22 protein-coding genes are annotated in these 26220 nt (G+C 68.3%); 11 read left to right on the top strand and 11 right to left on the bottom strand.

The genetic code is table 11. The annotated features are described in order from the left end of the window. Nucleotide 1 precedes the first annotated feature (1 nt). From U9J23_RS03195 to U9J23_RS03165, 7 genes are read left to right on the top strand one after another with little or no spacing between them, the layout of a single operon-like run. Entirely contained in the window at nucleotides 2–1159 is a 1158-nt protein-coding gene (locus U9J23_RS03195; RefSeq protein WP_326601351.1) for an MCE family protein, read from the top strand. After that, a complete protein-coding gene (locus U9J23_RS03190; RefSeq protein ID WP_326601349.1) occupies nucleotides 1156–2172 on the top strand; it encodes an MCE family protein in 1017 nt (338 codons plus the stop codon). Before U9J23_RS03195 ends, U9J23_RS03190 begins: the two co-directional genes overlap by 4 nt. Continuing rightward, the gene (locus U9J23_RS03185; RefSeq protein WP_326601347.1) at nucleotides 2169–3188 is read left to right on the top strand and encodes an MCE family protein; all 1020 of its coding nucleotides are present in this window, start codon (nucleotides 2169–2171) and stop codon (nucleotides 3186–3188) included. The genes U9J23_RS03190 and U9J23_RS03185 overlap by 4 nt, the downstream gene beginning before the upstream one ends. Next, a complete protein-coding gene (locus U9J23_RS03180; RefSeq protein ID WP_326601345.1) occupies nucleotides 3185–4402 on the top strand; it encodes an MCE family protein in 1218 nt (405 codons plus the stop codon). Before U9J23_RS03185 ends, U9J23_RS03180 begins: the two co-directional genes overlap by 4 nt. After that, a complete protein-coding gene (locus U9J23_RS03175; RefSeq protein WP_080968258.1) occupies nucleotides 4399–5493 on the top strand; it encodes an MCE family protein in 1095 nt (364 codons plus the stop codon). Before U9J23_RS03180 ends, U9J23_RS03175 begins: the two co-directional genes overlap by 4 nt. Further along, the gene (locus U9J23_RS03170; RefSeq protein WP_059382477.1) at nucleotides 5490–6701 is read left to right on the top strand and encodes an MCE family protein; all 1212 of its coding nucleotides are present in this window, start codon (nucleotides 5490–5492) and stop codon (nucleotides 6699–6701) included. Before U9J23_RS03175 ends, U9J23_RS03170 begins: the two co-directional genes overlap by 4 nt. Before the next feature lie 16 nt (nucleotides 6702–6717). Next, a complete protein-coding gene (locus U9J23_RS03165; RefSeq protein ID WP_059382478.1) occupies nucleotides 6718–7239 on the top strand; it encodes a DUF3253 domain-containing protein in 522 nt (173 codons plus the stop codon). A 16-nt stretch (nucleotides 7240–7255) separates the two neighbouring features. On the opposite strand, the gene U9J23_RS03160 is transcribed toward U9J23_RS03165, so the two are convergent. From U9J23_RS03160 to U9J23_RS03125, 8 genes are all read right to left on the bottom strand, one after another. Beyond that, entirely contained in the window at nucleotides 7256–8386 is a 1131-nt protein-coding gene (locus U9J23_RS03160; RefSeq protein WP_059382479.1) for a nitronate monooxygenase, read from the bottom strand. A gap of 151 nt (nucleotides 8387–8537) precedes the next feature. Next, the gene (locus tag U9J23_RS03155) at nucleotides 8538–9800 is read right to left on the bottom strand and encodes a CaiB/BaiF CoA transferase family protein (RefSeq protein WP_059382480.1); all 1263 of its coding nucleotides are present in this window, start codon (nucleotides 9798–9800) and stop codon (nucleotides 8538–8540) included. A 7-nt stretch (nucleotides 9801–9807) separates the two neighbouring features. After that, entirely contained in the window at nucleotides 9808–11283 is a 1476-nt protein-coding gene (locus U9J23_RS03150; protein WP_059382481.1) for an aldehyde dehydrogenase family protein, read from the bottom strand. After that, nucleotides 11283–12626 carry a homogentisate 1,2-dioxygenase gene (hmgA, locus tag U9J23_RS03145; RefSeq protein WP_272267001.1) on the bottom strand — a complete coding sequence of 448 codons (1344 nt, stop codon included), beginning with the start codon at nucleotides 12624–12626 and terminating at the stop codon, nucleotides 11283–11285. The genes U9J23_RS03150 and hmgA overlap by 1 nt, the downstream gene beginning before the upstream one ends. Continuing rightward, complete coding sequence (locus tag U9J23_RS03140) at nucleotides 12623–13675, bottom strand: lipocalin-like domain-containing protein (RefSeq protein WP_016692388.1); 1053 nt, start codon at nucleotides 13673–13675, stop codon at nucleotides 12623–12625. Before U9J23_RS03140 ends, hmgA begins: the two co-directional genes overlap by 4 nt. 39 nt (nucleotides 13676–13714) lie before the next feature. Beyond that, nucleotides 13715–14992: an oxygenase MpaB family protein gene (locus U9J23_RS03135; protein WP_059382483.1), complete on the bottom strand. Its 1278-nt coding sequence runs from the start codon at nucleotides 14990–14992 to the stop codon at nucleotides 13715–13717. After that, nucleotides 14989–16164, bottom strand: coding sequence for an alpha/beta hydrolase (locus tag U9J23_RS03130; RefSeq protein ID WP_326601337.1), 1176 nt, complete (start codon nucleotides 16162–16164; stop codon nucleotides 14989–14991). The genes U9J23_RS03135 and U9J23_RS03130 overlap by 4 nt, the downstream gene beginning before the upstream one ends. Next, complete coding sequence (locus tag U9J23_RS03125) at nucleotides 16161–17969, bottom strand: multicopper oxidase family protein (protein ID WP_059382485.1); 1809 nt, start codon at nucleotides 17967–17969, stop codon at nucleotides 16161–16163. The genes U9J23_RS03130 and U9J23_RS03125 overlap by 4 nt, the downstream gene beginning before the upstream one ends. A gap of 110 nt (nucleotides 17970–18079) precedes the next feature. Here U9J23_RS03125 and U9J23_RS03120 point away from each other — a divergent pair, with 110 nt between their 5' ends. Continuing rightward, nucleotides 18080–18901: an esterase/lipase family protein gene (locus U9J23_RS03120; RefSeq protein WP_231921788.1), complete on the top strand. Its 822-nt coding sequence runs from the start codon at nucleotides 18080–18082 to the stop codon at nucleotides 18899–18901. 38 nt (nucleotides 18902–18939) lie between these two features. Continuing rightward, nucleotides 18940–19521 (top strand): TetR/AcrR family transcriptional regulator, encoded by a 582-nt coding sequence (locus U9J23_RS03115; protein WP_037190326.1) that lies wholly within the window; start codon nucleotides 18940–18942, stop codon nucleotides 19519–19521. Nucleotides 19522–19645: 124 nt separating this feature from the next. Here U9J23_RS03115 and U9J23_RS03110 read toward each other — a convergent pair whose 3' ends face one another. Both U9J23_RS03110 and U9J23_RS03105 read right to left on the bottom strand, forming a co-directional pair. After that, nucleotides 19646–20758, bottom strand: a complete 1113-nt coding sequence (locus U9J23_RS03110; protein ID WP_016692382.1) for an NAD(P)H-dependent flavin oxidoreductase — start codon at nucleotides 20756–20758, stop codon at nucleotides 19646–19648. 8 nt (nucleotides 20759–20766) lie between these two features. After that, entirely contained in the window at nucleotides 20767–22434 is a 1668-nt protein-coding gene (locus U9J23_RS03105; protein ID WP_326601329.1) for an acyl-CoA synthetase, read from the bottom strand. A gap of 45 nt (nucleotides 22435–22479) precedes the next feature. Here U9J23_RS03105 and U9J23_RS03100 point away from each other — a divergent pair, with 45 nt between their 5' ends. Both U9J23_RS03100 and U9J23_RS03095 read left to right on the top strand, forming a co-directional pair. After that, nucleotides 22480–23379 carry a crotonase/enoyl-CoA hydratase family protein gene (locus U9J23_RS03100; protein WP_272267008.1) on the top strand — a complete coding sequence of 300 codons (900 nt, stop codon included), beginning with the start codon at nucleotides 22480–22482 and terminating at the stop codon, nucleotides 23377–23379. Nucleotides 23380–23508: 129 nt separating this feature from the next. Beyond that, a complete protein-coding gene (locus tag U9J23_RS03095; protein ID WP_059382490.1) occupies nucleotides 23509–25038 on the top strand; it encodes an AMP-binding protein in 1530 nt (509 codons plus the stop codon). A 76-nt stretch (nucleotides 25039–25114) separates the two neighbouring features. On the opposite strand, the gene U9J23_RS03090 is transcribed toward U9J23_RS03095, so the two are convergent. Then, a complete protein-coding gene (locus U9J23_RS03090; protein WP_059382491.1) occupies nucleotides 25115–26152 on the bottom strand; it encodes an LLM class F420-dependent oxidoreductase in 1038 nt (345 codons plus the stop codon). Between the last annotated feature and the right edge of the window lie 68 nt (nucleotides 26153–26220).

Below are 26220 nucleotides of genomic sequence, written 5' to 3'. Positions count from 1 at the left end.
CGTGCCCACCTGGTTGCCGAAGGTCGCTGCGACGTGCTTCGTCGTCGTCTCCGCGCTCGTTCTCGTGTTCGTCTACCACGGCTTCCGCGGCTCGTTCACGCCCGGCGTGACGGTGACCGTCGAGAGCGGCCGTTCCGGTCTGATGCTCGAGGACGGCGCCATGGTCAAGGCGCACGGTGTGCACGTCGGCAGCGTCACCGCGGTGCAGCAGACGGCGTCCGGCGCGGTGATCGAACTGCGCCTGGATCCGGACGCCGCCGCCCGGCTGCCCGCGGACCCCGGCGCCGACATCCGCGCCACGACCGTCTTCGGCGCCAAGTACGTCACCCTCACCGACCCGCCGTCGCCCGGGCCGGTCGGCCTGGCCGAGGGCACGGTGCTGCGCGCGTCGAGCGTGACCGTGGAGACGAACACCGTCTTCGAGTCGCTGTCCGACGTCCTGCAGGCGGTCGATCCGGCGAAGCTGAACCGCACGCTCGGTGCGCTGTCGTCGGCATTACGCGGACAGGGTGAGTCGCTCGGCCGCGCGCTCGTCGACACCGACGCCGTCCTCACCCGGGTCGAACCGCGCACCGAGACACTGCGACGCGATCTCGCCGCCGCCGAGACGACCGCCGACATCTACACCGGAGCCACCGACGGGATCGTGGCGTCGTTCGACAATCTCGCCGTCACCGGCACGACCCTCGTCGACCGCGCCGACGACCTCGACCGCGTCCTGCTCGCCGCGATCGGTATGGGCGACGCCGGTCGCCGCGTGGTCGAGCCGAACAGCGAGCAGATCGTCGACGTGCTCGACCTGCTGCGCCCGACGGCCTCTCTCCTCGAGGAGTACTCACCGGTGCTCCCCTGTTTCCTGCAGGGCGCCGACCGTGCCCGGCAGCTCGCCGAACCGGCGTCGGGCGGCAACGGCTCGTCGATGATGCTGAAGTCGACCTTCCTGCTCGGCACCGACCCGTACGAATATCCGCGCAATCTTCCGGTGGTCGAGGCCACGGGCGGGCCACGCTGCGGTCCCCTGCCGATCGTGACGGCCGACGAGACCCCCGCCCCGTACGTCGTGGCGAACACCGGCGCCAACCCGTTCGAGGCCGGCAACACCTCGCCGGTCTTCGTCCCCGACTCGCTGTTCGAACTGCTCACCGGAGGCGCCGGATGACACGCACCGCGATCGCCGCGGGCATCTACGCCCTCGTCATGATTCTGATCCTCGCCGGACTGTTCGTCGTCTTCGGCCAGGTCCGGTTCGGTGAACACACGCGCTACCACGCGGTCTTCGACGACGTCTCCGGTCTCGAGGAGGGCCAGTTCGTCCGCCTCTCCGGAGTCGAGGTCGGCAGGGTCACCGCCGTGGAGTTCGCCGAGAACAACCGCATCGACGTGACCTTCGAGGTCGACTCGTCGTACACCCCGACCCGCGCGAGCATCGCCACCGTGCGCTATCTCAACCTCGTCGGCGACCGATATCTCGAATTGTCCGACGGCGCCGGCGATCCCACACCCATGGCTGCCGGCGAGACGATCGGCACCGACCGGACCCGGCCGGCACTCGATCTCGACGTGCTCATCGGCAGCTTCACACCGCTGTTCCGCGCGCTCGAACCCGAACAGGTCAACCGGTTGTCGGCCGATCTCATCACCGTGCTGCAGGGTCAGGGCGGCACCGTCGAATCCGTCCTCGCCCAGGCGGCTTCGCTCACCTCGCACATCGCCGATCGCGACGTCCTCGTCTGGCAGGTGATCACGAACCTCGACTCGGTGCTCGCGAACCTCGCCGCCCACCGCGACACCTTCGACACCGCACTGGTGCGCGCCCACGAGGTGGCCGCGCGACTCGCGCAGGACGCCACGCTCGTCGGCGACGCCGTCACCCACATCGATGCGATCAGCGGGTCGCTCACCGATCTGCTCGCGCAGTCCCGCACCTCACTCGCCGGCACGATCCGCGAAACAGGCAACGTCGCCGCGCAGGTCGACTCGCGCAGCGACACCGTCGAGCAACTGACGACCGAACTCCCCGACGCTTACAAGGCCCTCACGCGACTCGGCGCCTACGGCGGATTCTTCAACTACTACCTGTGCGGCATGCTCATCGAGATCAACGACCTGTCCGGGAACAAGGTCACCTCACCGCTGTTCGGGCAGACGACGGGCAGGTGCGCTCCGGCATGACCCAGTTCCGCGAGATGAACCCCGTGCGTGTCGGCGTCGTCGGCACGATCGTGCTCGTCGTGCTCGTGCTCGGCGCCCTGAACATCCGCTCCCTGCCGTTCCTCGACGGTGGCACGACCTACCGGGCGAGATTCGTCGACGCCGGCGGTCTGAACACCGGCGACACCGTGCAGGTCGCGGGCAAGGATGCCGGGCGGGTGACCGACATCGACATCGACCACGACGCCGTGGCCGTCACGTTCACGGTCGACCGGGCGGTGGTCCTGGGCACCGACACCACCGTCGAGATCGCCACCGCCACCGCACTCGGGGCACGCAACCTGCGCGTGCGCCCCGCCGGTCCGGGACGACTCGAGGACGGCGCCACCATCGACCTCGACCGCACCGTCGCGCCCTACCAACTGACCGACGCCCTCGGCGATCTCACCGACACCGCCGCGGCGATCGACACCGAGCAACTGCGCGAGTCGATGGAAGTGCTGTCCGACACCCTGCGCGAGACGCCCGACGACGTCGGTGCGGCGCTCGACGGTGTGCGGCGACTGTCCGAGACCGTCGCGTCGCGGGACGAATCCCTGCGGGCGCTGCTCGCGCACGCCGAACAGGTCACCGAGGTCCTCGCCGAGCGCAGCGACGCGATCGATGCACTGATCGTCGATGCCGACCGCATCCTCGGCGAACTGCACCGCCGCCGAGCCGCTCTCGACACCCTGTTCGCGAACGTCGATGCGCTGTCGGTCCAGATCTCGAATCTCGTCGCCGACAACGAGGCACAACTCGAACCCACCCTCGGCAAGCTGAACGCCGTCCTCGGGATCCTCGAACGCAACCGCGACAACATCGCCCTGGCCATCGAGCGGCTGGGCCCGTACGCGACCGAACTCGGCGAGGCCGTCGCGTCCGGCCCGTTCTTCAACTCGTACATCCAGAACCTGTTGCCCATGCAGATCATCGAGCCGGCCCTGACCGCCGCACTCGTGAACGCGGGCATCACGCCGCCGGGAGGTACACCGTGACGCGACTGCGTCCCCTGATCTCGTGGGGTGTCCCGATCCTGCTTCTCGCCGTCGTCGCGGTGGTGTCGTTCACCGTCGCGCCGTGGCGGTCGGCCGACGAATACGCGGCCGAATTCACCTCGAGCCGTGGCCTGTACGTCGGCGACGACGTGCGCGTCATGGGTGTCGAGGTGGGACGCGTGACGAAGATCGAGCCGCGCGGCGATCGCGTGCTCGTGCGCTTCGACGTCGACTCCGACCGCCGCATCCCCGCCGACGCGCAGGCCGCGATCGTCGCCCCCACCCTGGTCTCGGCACGCTTCGTCCAGCTCACCCCACCGCACACGGGAGGACCCGAACTCCCGGTGGGAGCAACGATTCCCGTCGAACGCACTGCGGTCCCGGTCGAATGGGACGAGATCACCGAACAACTGGCGCGGCTCACGACCGAACTCGGGCCCGACGACACCGACCCGCAGGGCGCGCTCGGTGAGGTCCTCGACGTCGCGGCCGCCAACGCCGAGGGACACGGTCCCGCCCTGCGCGACAGCCTGCAGCAACTCGCGACGGCGATGCGCACGATCTCCGATGGCCGGCACGACCTGTTCGGCACCCTCGGCAACCTGCAGGTGTTCGTCGAGGCGCTGTCGATGAGTGGCGATCAGATCGTCTCGTTCCACGACCGGCTCGCGTCCGTCACCGAGATCCTCGACGCCAACCGCGACGACATGGGCGCCGCCCTGGCGGGACTCGACGCCGTCCTCGTCGACGTCGAGCGGTTCGTCCGCGACAACCGCGAGCGCGTCGACACGACCGTCGATCGCACGGCCGCACTGACCGAGACCCTGGCGGCGCAGCGTGACGGGCTCGCGCAGGTACTGCACGTCGCACCGACGGCGTTGTCGAACCTGCAAGGCATCTACCAGCCCGCGCACAACACGGTGGTCTCGGCGTTGTCGCTGACCAACTTCGCCAATCCCGCCCAGTTCGTGTGCTCCGCGCTCGCCGCGGCCGAGCAGGTCGACGCACACACCGCGTCCGAGCTGTGTGTGCAGTATCTCGGCCCGATCCTGCCGCTGCTCGCGATGGACTACCCGCCCGTGCGCATCAATCCGACGCGCGGCGTGGGCGCGCTGCCCGACCAGCTCGTCTACACCGAGCCCGAGTTGATGCCGGCGCCCGGTGCGCACTCGCCGACCTCGCTGGCCGACCTGCTCTCCCCGGGGGCGCCGTGAGAACACGAGTCCTGCGCACGATCGGTGTCCTCGCGTGCCTGGCACTGACCACCGGGTGCGAGTGGCGCGGCCTGAACAGCCTGCCGCTTCCCGGCACACACGGTCGCGGCGACGACGCCTTCGCCGTGACCATCGAGATGCCCGACGTCACGACCCTCGAACGCAATTCGCGGGTCCGCGTCGGCGACGTCACCGTCGGGCGGGTCGCCGACCTGCGGCTCGGCGACGGACATGCGCTCGTGACGGTGATGGTCGACGGCAGCACGGTGCTCCCGGAGAACACGGTCGCGAAGATCGGGCAGACGAGCCTGCTCGGGTCCGCCCACGTCGAACTCTCTCCCCCGCTCGCCGAACCCGCCCGCGGCCGGCTCGGGGACGGCGACGTCATCCCCCTCGAACGGGCGGGTGCGTTCCCCACCACCGAGCAGACCCTGTCGTCGCTGTCGCTGGTGCTCAGCGGCGGTGGTCTCGCCCAGGCCCAGGAGATCACCCGCGAACTCAACCGGGCGATGGACGGGCGGCAGGAGTCGGTGCGGGCCCTGCTCACCCGTCTCGACGCGGTGCTCGCCGGGCTGGACGGTCAGAAGGAGCAGATCGTGAGCGCGATGGAATCGCTCGACGCACTCGCCGTCGAGGTCGCCGAGCACAACACCGAGATCGCCGCGGCGACGGACGATCTCGCGCCCGCCATGGAGGTGCTGTCCACCCAGCGCGACGACCTGACCCGCGCCGCCGACGCCCTCGGGCAGTTCGGGCGCGTCGCGAACGAGGTCGTCGAGGCGAGCGGCGACGACGTCGTCGCGAATCTGCGTGATCTCGAACCGGTGCTGGCCTCGCTCGCGTCGGCGGGCGACTCGCTCACCGAGTCGTTGCGCTACCTGCTGACCTTCCCGTTCCCCATCGACACCTACCGCAACGCGGTGCGCGGCGACTACGCGAACGGCACGGTCATCCTCGACCTCACCCTGCCGACCCTCGAGAACGCACTGCTGCTCGGCACGCCCTTCGAGAACGCACTCACCGGTGGCGGGCGACCCGTACCGGATCTGGTGTCACTGCTCGTCCCGCCCGTGTCGGAGCCGACCCGATGAGCCCGGCCGCGGTGCTGCGCCGCAAACTGGCGGTGTTCTTCTCGGTCGGGATCGCGGCGGTGCTGATCGTCGCGCTGTTCATCGTCGATGTGCCCGCCCTGCTCGGGGTGGGGCGCTACGAGGTGCGTCTCGACCTCACCGACGCCGGTGGCCTGTATCCCTCGGCGAACGTCACCTACCGCGGCATCGAGATCGGCCGGGTGACGTCGCTGACCATGACCACGAGCGGCGCCGAGGCGGTCCTGTCACTCGACTCGGATGTTCCGGTGCCGGCCGATGCGGCGGCGCAGATCCGCAGCATGTCGGCAATCGGCGAGCAGTACGTCGAGTTCCTGCCCGACGGCGAGGACGGCCCGTATCTGACCGCGGGCTCGATCGTTCCCCGCGATCGCATCTCCGTGCCAGAACCGATCGGCGGTGCACTCGACCAGCTCGACGCCACGCTGCAGTCCGTGGGTCCCGACCGCCTCGCCCTGCTGCTCGACGAGACCCACACAGCGGTGGCCGATTCCGGCGACGCCCTGCGGATCCTCGTCGAGGCCGGTGCGGCGGTGAGCGCCGAGGCCGCTGCGAACGCGGACATCACCGCGGCGCTGATCGATCAGGTCGGCCCGTTGCTCGACACGCAGGTCGCGTCGTCGGATGCGATCGCCCGCTGGGCGTCCTCCCTGGCGGGCACCACCGCGCAGCTGCGCGACTCCGACAGCGACGTGCGCACACTCCTCGGCGTGACGGCCCCCGCCGCCGCACAGGTGCAGGCACTGTTCGAGGAGGCCGAACCGACCCTCCCCCTGCTGCTCGCCAATCTCGTCACCGTCGAGCAGGTCGCCGCGGTGTACCGGCCGTCGCTCGAACAGATGCTGGTGCTGCTCCCGTCGATCATGGCGTCGACCCAGTCGGCGGGTCTGCCCAATGTCGACAACCCGTCGCAGAACACCTACTTCACCGCGACCTTCAACGACCCGCCACCGTGCATCACCGGCTTCCTGCCGCCGGAACAGCGGCGCTCACCCACCGAGTTCGACGTGCCCGACACCCCGCCCGATCTGTACTGCAAGCTGCCGGCGGACTCCCCCATCGCGGTGCGCGGGGCACGGAACATGCCGTGCATCGAGTACCCGGGGCGCCGCGCCCCCACGGTACAGTTGTGCCGCGACGGTGGTTATTCGGCGACGAGCCTGGAAGGGCTTCTGTCACCGCCGAACTGAGCGACGGGCGGGGCCGATGGACACCGACGGGTCATCCGGCGAGGCGGAACGCACGCCCGACGGCAGATACGTGGTGGTGAAGGGGCGACGTTGGCGTGCCACCGATCCCGCGATTCCCGAACCTCTGCGGAAGCAGCTGGTGGCGGAGCTGATGCGGGCCCGCCGTCTCGTGAAGAGCGACGGGGACGCCGCGCGACATCGTGTCCAGGACGCCAAGGTCGCGCTCGGTGAGCGCGGGCATCCGTGGTGGGAACCGCTCGACGACGACGCGGCCCGCGAACGGCTCGCGGCCACGATCTGCGTACTGCTCCGGGAACGGAATCCGTCGACCATCTGCCCGAGCGACGCCGCGCGGGTCGCGGGCGGACAGTCGTGGCGCGACCTGATGGACACCGCCCGCTCGGTGGCCGCCGAACTCGAACGCAGTGAACACGTGGTGATCACGCAGAAGGGTGAACCGGTGGACGTGGAGACGGCTCGAGGTCCGATCCGGATCGCACCCGGACCGAACCTCGAGCATCCTCGTCCCTCGCCGTGAGACGAATCCGAGCGGATCAGACGCTCGCGGCCTCGTTCAGCTTCTCCAGCGTTCCGGTCGCCTCGAGGTACTCCTGCACCCAGCGTTCGATGACGGTGGAGGTCTTGTCGACCTTCGTGAACTGCCCGACGACCTGACCGACCGGGTTGAACGCGACGTCGACGGACTCGTCGGGGTACTTGTGGGTGGCGGCGACGGCCATGCCGGACACCATGTACTGCAACGGCATTCCGAGGGGCTTCGGGTTGCCCTCCTGCTCCCACGCCTCGGTCCAGTCGTTGCGGAGCATGCGGCAGGGCTTGCCGGTGAACGAGCGGCTGCGGACGGTGTCGCGGCTGCTCGCCTTGATGTAGGCCTCCTGCTGCACCGGGGTGTTCTCGGCCTCCTCGACCATGAGCCACTGCGAACCGGTCCACGCACCCTGGGCGCCGAGCGCGAGCGCCGCGGCGATCTGCTGGCCGCTGCCGATACCGCCGGCGGCCAGCACCGGCACCGGTGCGACCTCCTTGACGACCTGCGGCCACAGCACGATCGAGCCGACCTCACCGCAGTGCCCACCGCCTTCGCCACCCTGGGCGATGATGATGTCGACACCGGCGTCGGCGTGCTTGCGGGCCTGCTTCGGCGAACCGCACAGCGCCGCGACCTTGCGCCCGGCCTTGTGGATGTGCTCGATCATGTCGGCCGGTGGGGTGCCGAGTGCGTTGGCGATGAGCGTGACCTTCGGATGCTGCAGCGCCACCTCCACCTGCGGGGTCGCGGTGGCCTCGGTCCAGCCGAGAAGCTGCAACGCGTTATCGTCGCCTTCGGGCAGCGGGACGCCGTGGTCGGTGAGGATCTTGCGGCCGAATTCGAGGGTCTCCTGCGGCACCATCGACTGCAGCATCTTCGTGAGTTCCTCGGCGGAGAGGTTCGCGTCCATGCCTTCGTACTTGTTGGGGATGACGATGTCGACGCCGTACGGGCGGTCGCCGATATGCTCGTCGATCCAGTTCAGCTCGATTTCGAGCTCTTCCGGCGTGAACCCGACGGCGCCGAGGACACCGAAGCCGCCGGCCTTGGCGACGGCGACGACGACGTCGCGGCAGTGGGTGAACGCGAAGATCGGGAACTCGATGCCGAGTTCGTCGCAGATGGGCGTGTGCATTCGGCACTCCTCGATAGAAAGGCGCAAGACTGGAACACGTTCTACCTTAGTGCCAGATGGGTCTGTGCGGAAGGCACGCAACAACGGACGAAGGCTCGCAACATCGGCAGTGACTGCCGACGTTGCGAGCCTTCACCTCGCGTTGCGTACCTCAGACAACTCCCCGCTCGCGGAGTTCCTTCTGCTCGATGTCGCTCAGTCCGAGGATCTCGCCGTAGACCGCCGCATTGTCGTATCCCGCGACGGGCGGGCCGGCGCGACGCACCGAACCCGGCGTCCCGGTGAGCGTCGGCACCACACCGGGGCCGAGCACGTCTGCGCCGGTGCGCTCGTCGTGATGCGGGACGATCATGTCGCGCGCCTGGAACTGCGGATCGGCAACGACCTCCGCGACCGTGTTCACCGGACCGGACACCACACCCGACGACGACAGGTGCGCCAGCAGGTCGTCGAGCGTCCACGTCGCCGCCCACTCACCGATGAGGGCGTCGAGCTCGTCCTGGTTCACGCCGCGCGCGAGGTGATCGGCGAAGCGCGGGTCGTCGGCGAGCTCGGGGCGTTCCATCGCCGCGCACAGGCGACGGAAGACCGTGTCCTGGTTGGCGGCGATGACGATCCACATGTCGTCGGACGTCCGGTACAGGTTCGACGGGGCGATGCCCTCGAGGCGGGTGCCGGACGGGCCGCGGACGACGCCCGCGACGTCGTAGTCGGGGATCACCGATTCCTGGATGGCCAGGCACGCCTCGGTGAGCGCCACGTCGACGATCTGCCCGCGTCCGGTCCGTTCACGGCCGAGAAGCGCGGCGAGGATGCCCTGCACGGCGAACATCCCGGCGAGGGAGTCGCCGAGGGAGAGCGCGAGTCGCGGGGGTGCCTGGCCGGGATATCCGTTCAGGTGCCGCAGTCCGCTCTCCGCCTCGGCCACGGACGCGTAGCCGGCCTGCCCGGCTTTGGGACCGGTCTGCCCGTATCCGGAGACGCGGGCCAGCACGATGCCCGGATTGATCTCGGAGAGCACGTCGTAACCGAGTCCCCACTTCTCGAGCGTGCCGGGACGGAAGTTCTCGACCACCACGTCGGACTCGGCGACGAGACGCCGGAACAACTCCTGTCCGTCGGGTGCCCGCAGATCGAGGGTGACGCAACGCTTGTTGCGCGCGTGCACCGTCCAGAAGTAGCGGTGCCCGTCCCGCTCGCCCTGTCCCCAGGTGCGGAGCGGGTCGGGACGCTTCGGATCCTCGATCTTGATGACGTCGGCACCCATGTCGCCGAGCAGACGTCCTGCATACGGACCCGCGATCAGGGTTCCCAATTCGAGCACCCTGATGTCCGCCAGCGCTCCCGCTGCCTGCGACGCGGCTGCCTGCGACCCGTCTTGTGTCGACTCGGCTTGTGTCACTGCCTCTTCCATCCTCTGGTCAGTAACCGAGGTGAACCGTCTTCTCCTCGGTGAACGCTTCGAGCCCGCTGCGGCCCAGTTCACGCCCGATGCCGCTCGCGTCACGTCCACCCCAGGGTAGTGCCGGATCGGGCACACCCCAGCCGTTGACCCACACCGTGCCCACGCGCAACTGCGGGATCACGCTGTGCACGGTCGACAGGTTCTGGCTGAAGATGAACGCGTTGAGACCGTACTTCGTGGCGTTCGCCAGCTGCACGGCCTCCTCGGTGGTCCTGAAGGTGATGACCGTGGCGACGGGGCCGAAGATCTCCTCGCGCGCGATGGTGAGGTCGTTGGTGCCGCGGAAGACGGTCGGCTCGACGAAGAAACCGCGCTCCCCCACCCGCGACCCGCCGGTCAGCAGCTGAGCACCTTCGCTGCGGCCCTTCTCGATGTAGCCGAGGATGCGGTCGAGCTGCTTGCGGTTGACGATGGTGCCCTGCGTCGTCGATGCGTCGAAGGGATCACCGATCACCGCGCCGCGCGCGAACTCGACGAGTCCCTCGACGACCTGATCGGCGATCGACTCGTGCACGATCACGCGCGTGCCCGCCGCGCACACCTGACCCTGGTGGTAGAAGTTGCCCATCGCGATCCACGGCAGCGACGCCTCGAGGTCGGCATCGGGGAAGATCAACTGCGGGGCCTTGCCGCCGAGTTCGAGGGTCACCTTGCGGAACTTCTCGCCGGCGAGCGAGGTGATGGTCTTGCCGACGGCCGGGCTGCCGGTGAAGGTGATCTTGTCGATGCCCTCGTGGGCGGCCAGCGCCGCACCGGCTTCAGGGCCGAGACCGGGCACGACGTTGAACGCGCCGTCCGGCACCCCCGCCTCGGCGAGCAGGTCGGCGAGCTTCAGGGTCGACAGCGAGGCGTCCTCGGCGGGCTTGACGACCACCGAGCATCCGGCGGCCAGGGCCGGGGCGATCTTCCAGGCCGCGACGACCGTCGGGTTGTTCCACGGGGTGATCGCACCGACCACGCCGAGCGGCTGGCGCAGGGTGAATCCGAAGCGGTGCTGCGGACCCACGTCGGGCAGGATCATCGCCTCACCGGCGATCTTGTCGGCCCAGCCGGCGTAGTGCCGGAACGACGCCGCAGCGGCGGGGATGTCCCCCGCGACGGTGTCGGCGTAGAGCTTGCCCATCTCCGCGGTCTCGAGCGCCGACAGTTCGGGGGCGTGCTGCTCGATGAGGTCGGCGGCGCGGGAGAGGATCCGGCCGCGTTCGGCACCGGCCATCCGCGACCAGGCACCGGAGTCGAAGGTGTCGCGCGCGGCGAGGACGGCCGCGTCGACGTCGGCGGCGCCACCGGCCGCGACCTCGGCGACGACCTCTTCCGTCGCCGGGTTGATCGACGAGAAGTGGGCACCCGAACGGGCGGGCACGGCCCGGCCGCCGATCCGCAGCTGCGGGTCGGGTACGACGACGGGTGCGGGGGTGGACAGTTCGGTCATCACAACTCCTGGGGAGAAGGTGGGGTGAAGCGTCGGGTGAGGCCGGACCACGAGGAGTCGTAGTTCGGCTGACGATGCGCTGCGCGGTGGGCCGCGTCGGTGACGGAGAGGGCCAGTCTCGTCTCGAACATGAACGACAGGGTGTTCACGAGCTTGACCGGCTTCAGTTCGGCCGAGGTCGCGAGGTCGAAGGTCTCGACGTCGGGTCCGTGGGCGCCCCATTGGTTGTGGAGCGAGGCGCCACCGGGAACGAATCCTTCCGCCTTCGAGTCATGCTGTCCACGAACGAGTCCCATGAACTCGGTCATGACGTTGCGATGGAAGTGTGGCGGCCGGAAGGTGTGCTCTCCGACCACCCAGCGGTCGGGGAAGACACAGAAGTCGACGTTGGCCTGCCCCGGAATCGGGGTGGGCGAGGTGAGCACGGTGAAGATCGACGGATCGGGATGGTCCCAGCCGGCCGTGGTCATCGCGTTGAAGCGACCGAGATCGTATTTGTAGGCACCGTGCGTGCCGTGCCAGGCGACGACGTCGAGGGGCGAGTGGTCGAGTTCGGTGGCCCACAGGTGCCCACCGAACTTCTGCACGAGTTGCACCGTGCCCGAACGGTCCTCGTACCAGGCCGTCGGGTACAGGAAGTCGCGGGCGTGGGCGAGACCGTTCGCGCCGATGGGGCCGAGTTCCGGCAGGGTCAGGGCGGCACCGTAGTTCTCGAGCAGGTAGCCGGTCGCCTTCTCCCCCACCAGGTCCACGCGGAACCGCAGGCCCCTCCCGATCACGGCGATCTCACCGGGTTCGACGAGCAGACGTCCGAGTTCGGTGCACAGCAGCAGCGCGCCGTCCTGGGGCACGAACAGCAGTTCTCCGTCGGAGTCGACGAAGTAACGGTCGGTCATCGACTGCGACGCCGCGTACAGGTGGATGGCGATGCCGGTGCGGGACCGCACGTCCCCGTTGACGGCGTAGGTCGTCACGCCGTCGAGGAAGTCCGTGCCCGGCGCCGGTTCCGGCTGCGGATCCCATCGCAACCGGTTCGGGGTGAGCACTCCCCCGGAGTCGGGTGCCGACACCCAGCCGGCGTCGTCGATGCGCTCGAAGGGGCCGTGCGCGGCGGACGGCATGATCCGGTACGTCCATGTGCGGCGGTTGATCTCGCGGGGCTCGGTGAACGCCGTGGCCGAGTGCTGCTCGGCGTAGAGCCCGTACGCGACCCGCTGGGGCGAATTCTGTCCCCACGGAAGCACACCCGGGACGGCCTCGCTGTGGTGCTCGTTGCCGAAGCCGTGCAGATACTCGATGCCCGCGCAGCCGGGCTCCGCACCGACGTCCGCGCGCTCGCTCATGTCAACGCGACCATCTCGTGCAGCGTCGAACCCGAACGCTCGTAATCGGTTCCGTCGACGGTCACCGTCATCGTGAAGTCCGACCGGAATCGGAAGTAGCCGGGATGACCGACGAGCCGGTTGACGAGCGGCTTGAGCAGCCTGCTCGACGCGAGCGGAACGTCCTCGAGCAGGTTGTGGGCGTGCACGATCTCGCGGACGGTGAGCTTGACGTCCAGCGAACCCGGGATGCGGAGACGGATCCACGCCGGGTAGGTGCGGTCGGCGACCGCATTGTGCACGATCGGTCCTTCCGTCAGTTCCACCTCGCCGTTACTGAGGATCACGTCGCGTCCCTGCGCGACCATCACCGGCTGCGACCAGTGCGAGCCGTACTTCTTCTGGGTGTGCACCATGGCGTAGACGAGGGTGAAGTCCTCGGTGTACAGCCGGCCCCAGTACCACTTGTCGATGAGGCGCTTCATGTCGCCGACGCCCCAGTTGTGGTCGTGGTAGCCACGACCGGTGACCTCGGTGGTCTTCCCGTCCACCGTCACCGTCCCTGCGACCCGCGCTCGGGGTGCGCCGACGACCCACGCGAAGAATTCGCGTTCGTTGTAACTGGTCTGGCCACGACCGGGCATCCACGGCGGGACCTCGGCGGTGAAGGTCAGGTCGAAGGCGAGATCTCCTTCGGACACCGACACATGGTAGACGGGCAGCCCGTCCTCCTCGCCGACGAGCTTCGCGAAGCTCTGACCGACACGCACGTCACACCGTTCGGTGGACACCGAGAGGTCGGCGTCGGTGTACGACCGGCTCGCCTCGCGTCGCTTGCCGTCCGCGCTGTAGACGTGGATCTCCACACCGGGCTTGCGGTGCACCAGCTCCCGGGTCTGGATCATCGCCACGACGATCCGTCCGTCGTCGAGATGGGCGTCGAAGTACCAGTGTTCGAAGGCGTGCTTGTCGGTGGACGGGTGGGCGCCGTTGTCGGCGGCCTCCACGGCGGTGATCTCGCCGTCGCGTCGTCCGGGGCCGTTCCAGGCTTCGATGATCTGCAGGGTCATTGGGTTCTCTCCGTACGAGGGTGAAGTGGGGCGGGCCGGTTATCTCCGGAGCGCTCCGCTGGCGTCGAATTGCGCTTCGCGGCCTTCCATCTGGGCGCGGTACCAGTTCTCGCGGTGGGCGCACATGATCTTCTCGTGCACGCCGGCCGCGCCGGGGACGAACCGCCGGGCCAGTTCCATCGCGGTGATGAGCGGGAAGCGGACGATCGGGATGATCATCCACGGAAGCACTTTCGGCATCGAGTACTTGCGTCGCGTGCCCGGTCCCATGAACATCGCCGAGTACACCGAGTTGATGCGGAAGTTGTAGTGCTCCCGCAGTCTCTTCAGACCGCGGTGCCCGTCGCGGGGCGCGAACGCCTGCGGGTAGGACTCGATGAGTTCCTTGCCGTGCTCACCCGAGTCGTACGAACGGGAGATCACGGTGGTCATGAGCGCGCGGATGCTGTCGGCGATGGTCTCGGGGTACCACTGCATGCGCACCCCGAGCAGGTAGCCCATGTACTTCTGGAAGTGGATGAGCGCGCGGATCTCTCGTGGGGTGGTGTGGTAGCCGAGGGTCCACAGGGCCAGGCCCGGGGTGAGGCTGCCCGCGATGAGGGTGAGCAGCATGTAGGTCTGGCTGATCGGCAGTCCCCACTTGGCGATGTCCCATTCGGGGTGCTTCGCGACACGGGAGCGCACCGACACGTGCATCACGCGGACCTTCAGCGCGGTGGCCCGCCCCTTCGAACCCGGGGTGAGCAGGGCACCGGGTTCGGATACGTCGATCCAGAACCGGCAGGTCTCGAGGAAACGTCGTAGGGCGTTGTCGCCGGCATAGCCTCCGGCGAGCGACAGCGGTGTCGCGACGGCCGCCTCGGTGTAGATCTCGAGGGTCTCGGCGCCCGCGAAGCTGAACAACATCGTGCCCCAGCGACGCCAGATCGCGGCGCCCTGTTCGACGAGTTCGGGCTGCACCCAGTCGGGCACGGTCTCGAATTCCTCGAACAGTGCCTTCATCGCGTCGGGCACGTCGTCGAGCGAGTCGATGCCGTCGACGAGGGCCTTGTCGAGCATCTCGCGGGTCTTCTTCGGCCCGAGTTCACCGTGGTAGACCTCGTCGACGAAGCGCTCGGCCGTGGGGTCGCCGCTGAACAGGTCGTTGCACAGGGCCCGGGCCTGCTCGTCGGTGGGCAGGAAGTCGAATCCGGTGAGCCGGCGGACGAGGTTGCGGGTGCGCTTCACACCGGGCTTCTCCAGCGCCTGCCAGTAGGGGAAGGCGCTCGGGCATCGGTCCTGTGCGGTGGTTCCGGGACTTGCGAGAGTTCGGGTCATGCCGATACCTCCTCGAGTACCGTTCGGCGGATCCACGCGACGAGCCGTCCGACGACGTCGGAGAGACCGTCCGGTTGATCCACGAGATAGTGGTTGAGGTTCCGCATCTCGATCAGTTCGTTGTGGCTGCCCGCCAGCGCGTCGTACATCGACCGGGAGTCCTCGGCGAAGGCCGCCTGGTCGCCGAGCAGGCTCATCACCATCGTCGGGGTGGTGACGTTGCGGAGATCGGTGAGGGCGTCGGCGTGGGTGTGGTCGACACTCCACGTGCTGAGCCAGCTGCGCACGGTGACGAAGCGGGCCAGGCCACCGGCAGCGGTGTTGGCCGCCTCCGGATCTCCGTACATGGAGCCGAGTTCGCGGTCGCTCGGGTCGAGGTTCAGGTCGACGAAGCGCGGGTCCGCGACGGTGCGGTGCACGACGAAGCCACGATCGGAGGCGCCGGTGCGTTCGAGGTCGGCGAGCTGTTCGAGCGCCCACGCGTCGATGCGGCGCATGCGTGCGAGCTGCGCGTCGCGGTAGCGCTCCACCCATTCGGGATCGAGGGGTGCGGTGCGCCCGGGGGCGTAGAGGTCGAGTTCGGGATCGGTGGCGTAGGGATCGGATTCGTCGGTGACCGCGCCGTCGATCCAGTGCCGGAGAACGCGTGCCCGGCCGGGGTGTGCGCCGACGAGCATCAGGGCGTCGGCCGGTCGCAGGTTCGCCTCGGCGAACGGTGCGGGGTCGCCCGCGGGTGTGGTCGTCACGGTCGGGTTCTGTGCCTGCGACTGGTAGAACGACGCGAGCGATCCACCACCGCTGAACCCGAGCAGCACGACCTTCTCGAAGCCGAGTTCGTCGGCCATCCACCGCACTCCGGTACCGAGGTCGAAGGCGGCCCGCTCCATGATGAGTGCCGGTTCGTTGGACGAGTAGCGGGTGTTGAGTCCCATTGCGGGGATACCGGCTTCGGCGAAGGCGCGAAGCAGGAAGTGGCTCAGGAAGTTCGAGGCCGGGTGGCACATGACCACACCGACGTCCTTCGAGTACCCGGGTTGTGCGACGAGGTTGCCGTGCAGCGTCGGGTAGTGGCGGCTGAGCCCGGAGTGCATCTCGACGCGACCGTCGTTCGCCGGTTCGTACGGGATGCGCTGGAAGTGGTCTCGGGTCGTGGTGGAACTGGTGGAAGTCATGTCACCGTCCGGTATTTGAGCATCATGTCGTGGTCTTCGTGGTCGAGGATGTGGCAGTGCCACACATATCCCTGCAGGTCGCCGCCGGCGGTGCCGGCAGTGTCGCCGTGGCCGGCGTGGTCACCGTGTCCGGTGTGCCCGGCGCGGTGCGGATCGAAGGTGTGCACCTCGCGCGAGAACGTCGCGTCGGGGTCGAAGCCGAGTTCGTCGGCCGTCGGGAAGTACGCGACGATGCGCGTCACCGAGTTCGGGTCGCAGATGACCGTGTCCTTGTAGCCGGTCTCCCACGGCTCCGGTCCCCGCATCGGTTCGACGACGTACGGGTCGGGATCGGGCGTCCACTTGAGCCCGATGGGCGGCTGCGGCTGCCGTGCACACATCGCGAGGGTGTTGATCGCCTGCCGTCCCAGCACGCGGAAGTGCACCAGGTGCAGGTGGATCGGGTGCGGATCGGGCGTCGCATTGACGATGTTCCACTGCTCGACGGTGCCCTGACGCGGCATCTCGATGTCGGTGCTGTGGTACATCAGGTTGTTCAGCGACATGATCGACGGCGGGATCCGCACCTCCGAGGGCTGGCTCAACGACACGTTCCGCACGTTCTGCGGCGCCGGGATCGGCCCGACCGCGGGCGGAAGGCCGGGACCACCGCGCAGGCGGTCCGGGACCGGTCCGGTGAAGCCTCGCGAGCGATCTGCCCGGAACCGCATGAACAGCGGCATGAGCACGGCACCGATCTGCGCGGCCTGCGGCGCGGCGGGTTCGGAGTTGCGTAGTTCGACGGTGGCGTCCGCATCGAGCTGCGCGAAGTCGACGAGCAGGTCCACGCGTTCGCCGGGCGACAGTCGCACGCGGGTCGTGGGGACGGGGGCGTCGAGCAGGCCGCCTTCCATGCCGATCACCCAGAACGGCATGCCGTTGGAGAAGTGCAGGTCCCAGATGCTGAACGACGCCGCGTTGAGCAGCCGGAGCCGGTAGAGACCCCGCGCGACCCGCGCCTCGGGCCAGATCTTTCCGTTCACGACGCCGACATCGCCGACCGCGCCGCCCTCCCAGCGCCCCTGCGGGACGATCGGGGTGGATCGGATGCTCTGCGAGCCGTCACCGTTGACGATCTTCTCCTGCAGCACCAGATCGAGTTCGAACTCCCCGGCGGGCAGGCCCAGCGGGTTGCCGGGCAGACCGGTGTCGTAGTCGTCGCGGAGCAGGTACATGCCGGCCAGTCCCGCGTAGGCGTTCAGGCGGGTGACGGCCATGGCGTGGTCGTGGTACCACAGCGTCGTCGCGCCCTGGCGGTTCGGGAAGCGGTACGTGAATCCCTGTCCGGGCCGGGAGATCTGCTCGGGGTTGCCGTCGAATTCCGGAGGCGTGACCCCACCGTGCAGGTGCATCGAGGTGGGGACGTCGGTGCGGTCGCGTTCGCTCAGACCGTGCAGCGAGGTGTCGAAGTCGACGGCGAAAGGGTGCGCGTCGATGCGGTTGCGGTACTCGATCGCCGTCTCCTGCCCGCGGTGCGCCACGAGAGTCGGTCCGCCGTAGGTGTTGTCGCCGTAGGCGAGGGCGGGACCGGGCGGAAGGTCGCGGTGGAAGCTGTGCATCGTGCTGACGGCGTCGATCCGGTAGGACGACGAGTCCAGACGCGGCAGGAGGGAAAGGTCGTCGACGAAGGGGTCGAGTCGCGGGGAGTGGAACAACAGGGGGCGGGAGATGTCCGGCCCGTCCGCGAACGCTCGGCCGCCGAGAAGCACCGCACCGGTTCCTGCGGCGAGCCCGGCGAGAAGGGTTCTACGGGTGAGTCTCTGCATGACGCGGCTTTCTGTGTTCCGGATCGGGAGTCGATGCGGACAGTCATCGTGACCGCCACCACAGTACCATACGGTATGGTTTGGTCAATAGTGCGCACGGAGGAGTACAGATGACTCGATTCCCCTGGTCGGCGATGGTTTCGACGGTCGCTGTTCTCACCCTCGGCGCGGTGGCTCCGGCGCCCGCAGCGGCCGATCCGAGCCCTGCGCCGTGCTCGGGCGCAGACGCTGCGGTAGTGCTCGTCCACGACCTCGCGAGCACGCCGGACGTGTGGTCCGATCTGCGCGCGGACCTCACCGCGGCAGGCTTCTGCACCGTCCCGGTGACCTGGGGCGAACCGGCGGGCACCGACGTCCCGCTCCCCCTCGCCGGCCTGCGCGGGGCCGAGGCGGGCGCACGCGACCTGGCCTACGCTCTGGACGGGCTGTGCGAACAGCGATCGCGGTGCACGGTCGACGTCGTGGCGCACGGCGCGGGGTCCCTCGTCACCCAGCGCTACCTGCAGGATCACGGCAACGACCGGGTCCGGTCGCTGACCACCCTCGGCCCGATGTGGCACGGCACGGAGATCGCCGGACTGGCCGCCGCCGAGCAGATCAGCCGCGACCTCGGCACCTACAATGCGGTCCTCGCCCTCGAGAAGCCGCTCGTCGACCCCCTGTGCGCCGGATGCCGCGAGATCATCGCCGGATCGGATCTCCTCCGCGACCTGCATGCGCGCGGCGTGCCCACGGCCGGGATCGACTACACCGACATCGTCTCCCGCTGCGACGGACTCGTCGTCCCACCTGGGATCGGGGCACTATCCGCCTCGGCGGTGGTCACGCTGCCCGGGACGGATTCGTCTCCATGCGTTCACCATTGGGCACTTCCGCACGACGGCCCGGCACGCGACGCCGTCCTCACGGCACTGTCCGGTTCGGGCATGTAGTCTCGATTTCGGATCCGATCGAGACGAGGTGACCATCCGTGGCAGAGCAACCGGCGAGGAGTGGTCGCCGGTCGGGCAGACGACCACGGTTGTCCCTCGACGACTGGACCGAGGCGGGTCTGCGCCTGCTCGTCTCCGAAGGACGCAGCGCCGTGAAGATCTCGCGCCTGTGCGACGACCTCGGAGTCACCAAAGGTAGCTTCTACTGGCACTTCTCCGACATCGACGACCTGATGAAGGCCATCGCCACCCGCTACACCTCGCAGGACAACGACGCCGCCCGCGGTCTGACGAGCCTCGAGGAACTGCCGGTCGACGAACGGCTCGCCCACATGGGTGCGATGCTCGTCGACGAACGCGCCTGGGAGGCCGAGGTCGCGGTGCGCGAATGGGCGCGCAGCGACCCGCAGGTCGCCGAGTCGGTCCGCGCACTCGACCAGCGCATCCTGGCCGTCGTCCGAAACTGTTTCCTCGAACTGGGTTTCGACGAGGAAGAGGCGGAGCTGCGTGCAGGCACCCTCGTCTACGCGGGAATCGGCTTCCTGTACGGCCGCGACAGTCTGCCCTCCCCCACGGCCACACAGATCCAGGAACTGTTGAAGATCCTGGTCCGCCGCTGATCCCTGTCCGCCGCTGATCCCTGTCCGGCGCCGATCCCTGTCCGGCGCCGATCCCGAAACGGGACGATGCCCGGGGCGGATCGCTCCGCCCCGGGCATCTGCCACCCCACCACCGTGGTCCTGTCTAGCGCGCCTCGTTCAGCCGCTCGACCGCCTCGTCGTAGCCCCGGACGAGTTCGGCCATGATCTCCGCGACGGGACGGATCTCGTTCATCCGCCCCACCACCTGCCCGACCGGCATCGCGACGGCCTCGGGGTCGTCGGCCGCCGACATGCGCTGGTGCGCCTCGCTCACGAGGATGTTCTGCAGCGGCATCGGCAGCGGTTCGGGCGCATCGGGTTTCGACCACGCCTCGGTCCACTTGGTCTTGAGCAGACGCGCGGGCTTGCCCGAGTAGATCCGCGACCGCACGGTGTCGGACGAGCTCGCTCCGAGCAGCGCACGCTGGATCGACGACGGGCCGTGCGCGGCCGCCCCGAGCTTGTACTCCGAGGTGGTGAGCCAGTACGAACCCATCCACACACCGGAGGCACCGAGGGCCAGTGCCGCCGCGACCTGCCGTCCCGATCCCACACCGCCGGCGGCGAGCACGGCCGCCGAATCGCCGAGTGCATCGACGATTTCGGGCCACAGCACCATCGATGCGATCTCACCGGTGTGTCCGCCGGCCTCGTAACCCTGCGCGATCACGATGTCGACACCGTTCTCGACGTGCCGCTTCGCGTGCTCGACCGCACCCGCGAGTGCCGCAACCGGCACTCCCTTCTCGTGTGCGAGGTCGATGACGTCCTTCGGCGGCGATCCCAATGCGTTGGCGATCAGGGCGGGCCGGTGCGCGAGGGCGACGTCGACGTGCGAGCGTGCGACCGAATGCAGCCAGCCCAGAACACCGCTCGCCTCACCGACGTCGTCGGACAGCGGCGGCACACCGAGTTCGTCGAGCGTGCGGTTGACGAAGGCGCGGTGCTCGGCGGGGATCAGTTTGTCGAGGTCCACGGCGGTGCCCTCCGTGGGCACCTTGGCGGGCATCACGATGTCGACGCCGTACGGCTTACCGTCGGTGTTCTCGTCCATCCAGGTCAGGACGGCGTCGAGTTCCTCCGGATCGTTGAACCGCACGCACCCGAGGACGCCGAGTCCGCCTGCGCGGCTGATCGCCGCCGCGACGTGTTCGGAGGGCGTGAATCCGAAGATCGGATACTCGATACCGAACTTCTTGCTGAGGCCGGTCTGCATGTGTCCTTCTATCCCGTCGCCGCGGCGCCGTTGCCGTCGCCGTTGTTGTAGACCTCGTCGGCCGGACGCAGCCCGGTCTGGTCCTTGGCCCACCGGTAGTCGGGCTTACCCGCCGGCGACCGCTTGATCTCGTCGACGAACCACACCGCGCGCGGCACCTTGTACCCCGCGATCTTCGACCGTGCCGTCGTCATGAGTTCCTCGAGCGTCGCCTGCTCGCCCTCACGCAGCGCGACGACGGCGGAGACCCGCTCACCGAAGCGCTCGTCCGGCACACCGACCACCAGGGCGTCGAAGACGGCCGGGTGCTGCTTGAGTGCACCCTCGACCTCTTCGGGGTAGACCTTCTCGCCACCACTGTTGATCGAGACCGAACCGCGGCCGAGCATCGTGACGGTGCCGTCGGCCTCGACGCGCGCGTAGTCGCCGGGGATCGAGTAGCGGATCCCGTTGTACTCGCGGAAGGTCGCCTTGGTCTTGGCCTCGTCCTTGTAGTAGCCGAGCGGGATGTTGCCGGTGCGCGCGACCATGCCGACCTTGCCGGAGCCCGGCTCGATCGGGTTGCCGTCGTCATCGAGGACGGTGGTCGACTCGTCGATCTTCACCGTGGGGCCACCGCCGAGGGTCTTGCCCTTCTCGGCGATTCCGATGCCGCCGAAGCCGGTCTCGGACGAACCGATGGAGTCGGTGATGATCTTGCCGGGCAGCAGGTCGAGGAAGCGATCCTTGATGGACGGGGAGAACAGAGCGGCACTCGACGCCATGGCGAACAGCGTCGAGAGGTCGTAGGGCTTACCGGTCTTCGGGTTGCCCTCCTCGAGTGCGTCGAGCATGGGGCGGGCCATCGCGTCGCCGGTGATGAAGATGACGTTGACCTTGTGGTCGTCGATGATGCGCCACACCTCGTGGCCCGAGAACTCGGGGTGCATGACGACCTTGCCGCCGCTGAACAGCGACTGGAACAGCGCCCACTGGGCGCCACCGTGGATCATCGGCGGGATGGGATAGCGCACGAGACCGGGGTTCTCGGCGCCCTCCTTCGCCAGCTGCCATTCGTCCTTGACCCACTCGCCGGTCATGAAGTTGATGCCGCCGCCGAGGACGCGCCAGACGTCCTCGTGACGCCACATCACGCCCTTGGGGTGGCCGGTGGTGCCGCCGGTGTAGAGGATGTAGACGTCGTCGGCGCTGCGGTCTTCGAAGTCGCGTTCGGGCGAGCTCTGCGCCAGTGCCGCTTCGTATTCGATGCCGCCGTAGGCCGAGAAGTCGACGTCGGTGCCGTCCTCGACCACCACGACGGTCTTCACCAGCGGTGTGCTCGGGAGGACGTTCGCCACCTTGTCGGAGTACCGGCGCTCGTGGATGAGGGCCACCATGTCGGAGTTATCGAAGATGTACTGCAACTCGTTCTCGACATAGCGGTAGTTGACGTTGATCATGATGGCGCGGATCTTGAAGACCGCGATCATCGCCTCTACGGCCTCGATGGTGTTCCGGGAGTAGATGCCGACCTTGTCGCCCGGCTCCACTCCTTGTTCGCGCAGGTAATGAGCAAGTCGGTTGGCTCGTTCCTCCAGCTGTGCGTAGGTGACCTCACGTCCGTCCGAGGCCAGCGCGACGCGCTCGGGAACGAGGTCGATTGCGTGTTCGACGAGGTCTGCGATGTTTAGGGCCACGCTGACAAAAGTAGAACGTGTTACCGTTTCTGACAAGACCCGAATATGATCCAGTTCACAACACCGCGAGGAGTCCTGCCAGTGTCCGCTACCGAAGCCCCCGGCGCAGCCGATTCGGACATCTCGTCCCGCGAACCGCACTGCCTCGTCGAGCAACGCGGCCACGTCCTGATCGTCACGCTCAATCGCCCCGAAGCACGAAATGCGCTGTCCGGCGAGATGATGGCGATCATGAGCGAGGCGTGGGACCGCGTCGACAACGATCCCGAGATCCGCGTCGCGATCCTCACCGGCGCCGGTGGCGCGTTCTGCGCGGGTGCCGATCTCAAGGCCATGAATGCAGCGCCTCCCGGAGACAAGTTCGAGCAGGGCGAGCGGAGCGACCGGAATGGCAACGGCGGTGGGTGGGACCTGTCACGCCTGCCGGCGTTGCTCAAAGGTCGCCGCCTGACGAAGCCGCTGATCGCGGCCGTCGAGGGCGCCGCGATCGCCGGCGGCACCGAGATCCTGCAGGGCACCGACATCCGCGTCGCCGGGGAGAGCGCGAAATTCGGCGTCTCCGAGGCGAAGTGGGGACTGTTCCCGCTCGGCGGATCCGCCGTGCGCCTCGTCCGTCAGATCCCGTACACGATCGCCGCCGACATCCTGCTCACCGGCCGCCACATCAAGGCCGCCGAGGCCAAGGAGATCGGGCTCATCGGTTACGTCGTCCCCGACGGCACCGCACTCGACAAGGCCCTCGAGATCGCCGAGACGATCGCGAACAACGGTCCGGTCGCGGTGCAGGCCATCCTCCGGACCATCCGCGACTCGGAGGGTCTGCACGAGGAGGAGGCGTTCCGGATCGACGCCGAGCTCGGTGCCGCCGTCTTCAAGAGCGCAGATGCCAAGGAGGGTCCGCGGGCGTTCGCCGAGAAGCGTGCCCCGAAGTTCACCGGTTCCTGACCTGCGCTGCTGTGGACCGCGCTCCCATCCGTGAGAGCGCGGTCACAGTCATGTTCTTAGCTCTGCTACATTGCCCGATGTGACCCACAACACAGGGTCACAGCGTTCGCCGAGGTAATGAGGAGCCCCATGTATCCAGGAGTCCACGCCCGCACCGCCCCGGACAAGCTCGCCGTCGTCCTGGCCGACAGCGGCCGGAGCCTGACCTACCGCGAACTCGACGACCGGTCGGCAGCGCTCGCCCGAGTGCTGCACGACGCCGGGCTCCGCTCCGGCGATGTCGTCGCCCTCCTCACCGAGAACCTGCCGGAGGCCTTCGAGGTGTTCTGGGCCGCAATGCGGTCCGGGTTGTACATCACGGCGGTCAACAGTCATCTCACCGCCGGCGAGGTGGCGTACATCGTCGAGGACAGCGGCGCGAAGGCATTGATCGTCTCGGCGACGCTGGGTGAGCTCTCCGAACAGGTCGGCGAGAAGGTCACGATCGGTTCCGCGCGACTCGCGTTCGGCGGCGCCGTGCGTGGTTTCGAGTCGTACGAGGATGCCCTCGCCGCAGCCGGCCCGCGACTCGAGGAGGAACCGTGCGGCGCCATCATGCTGTATTCGTCCGGAACCACGGGCTTCCCCAAGGGCATCCAGCCGGATCTCCCGGACCGTCGCGTCGACGAACCCGGTGAGCCGCTGGTGACGGTGGCGCAGTTCCTCTTCGGCCTCACCGACTCCGACGTCTACTACTCCCCCGCCCCGATCTATCACGCAGCGCCACTGCGCTGGGGTGGGGCGATCCATGCGCTCGGCGGCACGGTGGTCCTCGCCGAGAAGTTCGACGCCGAGACCGCGCTCCGGCACATCGAGGAGCACAAGATCACCGCCGGGCAGATGGTGCCGACGATGTTCGTCCGCATGCTCAAACTCGACGAGGAGATCCGTGCCCGTCACGACCTGTCGAGTCTGCGCGTGCTCGTCCACGCCGCCGCGCCGTGCCCGCCGGAGGTCAAGCGCGCGATGATCGACTGGCTCGGACCGGTGATCTACGAGTACTACAGCTCCACCGAGGCCAACGGGATCACGTTCATCAACAGCCAGGAATGGCTCGAACATCCGGGCTCGGTGGGCAAGAGCGTGCTCGGGCCCGCGCACATCTGCGACGAGGAAGGGCGGGAACTCCCGGCCGGCGAGGTGGGGACGATCTATCTCGAATACGAGAAGGTTCCGTTCTCGTACCACAACGATCCCGAGAAGACCGCAGCGTCGCAGCATCCCGAGCATCCCACCTGGACCACCGTCGGCGACCTCGGTTATCTCGACGAGGACGGTTATCTGTATCTGACCGACCGCAAGTCGTTCACGATCATCTCCGGCGGGGTGAACATCTATCCGCAGGAGATCGAGAACGTGCTCGCCCTGCACCCGGCCGTCGAGGACGTCGCCGTCATCGGCGTACCCCATCCGGAGATGGGCGAGGAGGTCAAGGCCGTCGTGCAGGTGTCGTCCGGTGCCACCGCATCACCCGATCTCGCCGACGACCTCATCGCGTACGTCCGCGAGCGGGTCGCCCACTTCAAGGTGCCGCGGTCGGTGGACTTCGTCGACGAACTGCCCCGCACACCCACGGGCAAGCTGGTGAAGGGCAAACTGAAGGCCGCCTACGCCTCCTGACGCCACACGCGGCGGGCGGAAGCCTTCCTTACGGAACGGTTTCCGCCCGCCGCGGCGTTCAGCCCAGCGCCACGGTCTAGCGCAACACCACGTCGGCGATCGTGCGGACCTGGTCGACGTCGCGGCAACCGACCAGCAGCATGGTCACGCCGGCCTCCTCCCACCGCTTCACGCCTTCGCGTACCTCGTCGGCGTTGCCGACGATCATCGTCTCGGTGATCATCTCGTCCGGGATGGCGGCGGCCGCCTCGTCCTTGCGACCGGCGCGGAACAACGCGGTCACCTCCTCGACCACGGCGTCGTACCCCATCCGCCGGTAGACCTGCGCGTGGAAGTTCAACTCCGGCGCGCCCATTCCCCCGACGTACAGCGCCGTCACCGGTTTCATCGCCGCGATGGTCGCCGCGCGGTCGTCGGTGACGACCACCTGGCAGGTCGCGGCGATCTCGAAGTCCTCGCGGGTACGCCGCGCGCCCGACCGGGCGAACCCCTCGTCGAGCCACTCGTCGTACATCGACGCCAGTCGCGGGGTGTAGTAGATCGCGAGCCAGCCGTCGGCGATCTCGGCGGTGAGCGCGACGTTCTTCGGGCCCTCGGCACCGATCCAGATCGGGATGTCCGACCGCAGCGGATGCGTGATGGGCTTGAGCGGTTTGCCGAGCCCGGTGGAGCCGGCGCCCGCATAGGGCAGGGGGAAGTGCGGTCCGTCGCTGGTCACCGGCTCTTCGCGCGCGAGCACCTTGCGGATCACGTCGACGTACTCGCGGGTGCGCGCGAGGGGCTTCGCGAACGGTTGCCCGTACCAGCCCTCCACCACCTGCGGCCCCGAGACGCCGAGGCCGAGAATGTGCCGGCCACCCGAGAGGTGATCGAGCGTGAGCGCGTGCATCGCGCAACTCGTCGGTGTGCGCGCGGAGATCTGCACGACGGACGTGCCGAGCCGCACCCGTTCGGTGGACGAACCCCACCACGCGAGCGGAGTGAACGCGTCGGACCCCCACGATTCGGCGGCGAAGACGGCGTCGAATCCTTCGGCCTCGGCCGCAGCAACGAGTTCCGGTGCGTTCGGGGGCGGCTGGGCACCCCAGTAACCGAGTTGCAGTCCCAGTTTCATTGGACGCCTTTCCTGTCGGACGAATCGCGGCGAGGTGCAGTTCGCGCGCCGCTCTTGCCAGCAACACT

This window comes from Rhodococcus sp. PD04 (genome assembly GCF_035918275.1).
GTDB classification, from domain to species: domain Bacteria; phylum Actinomycetota; class Actinomycetes; order Mycobacteriales; family Mycobacteriaceae; genus Rhodococcus; species Rhodococcus rhodochrous.
Note: the sequence above shows the minus strand (reverse complement) of the source record. Positions and strands in the feature narration are given on the sequence as shown.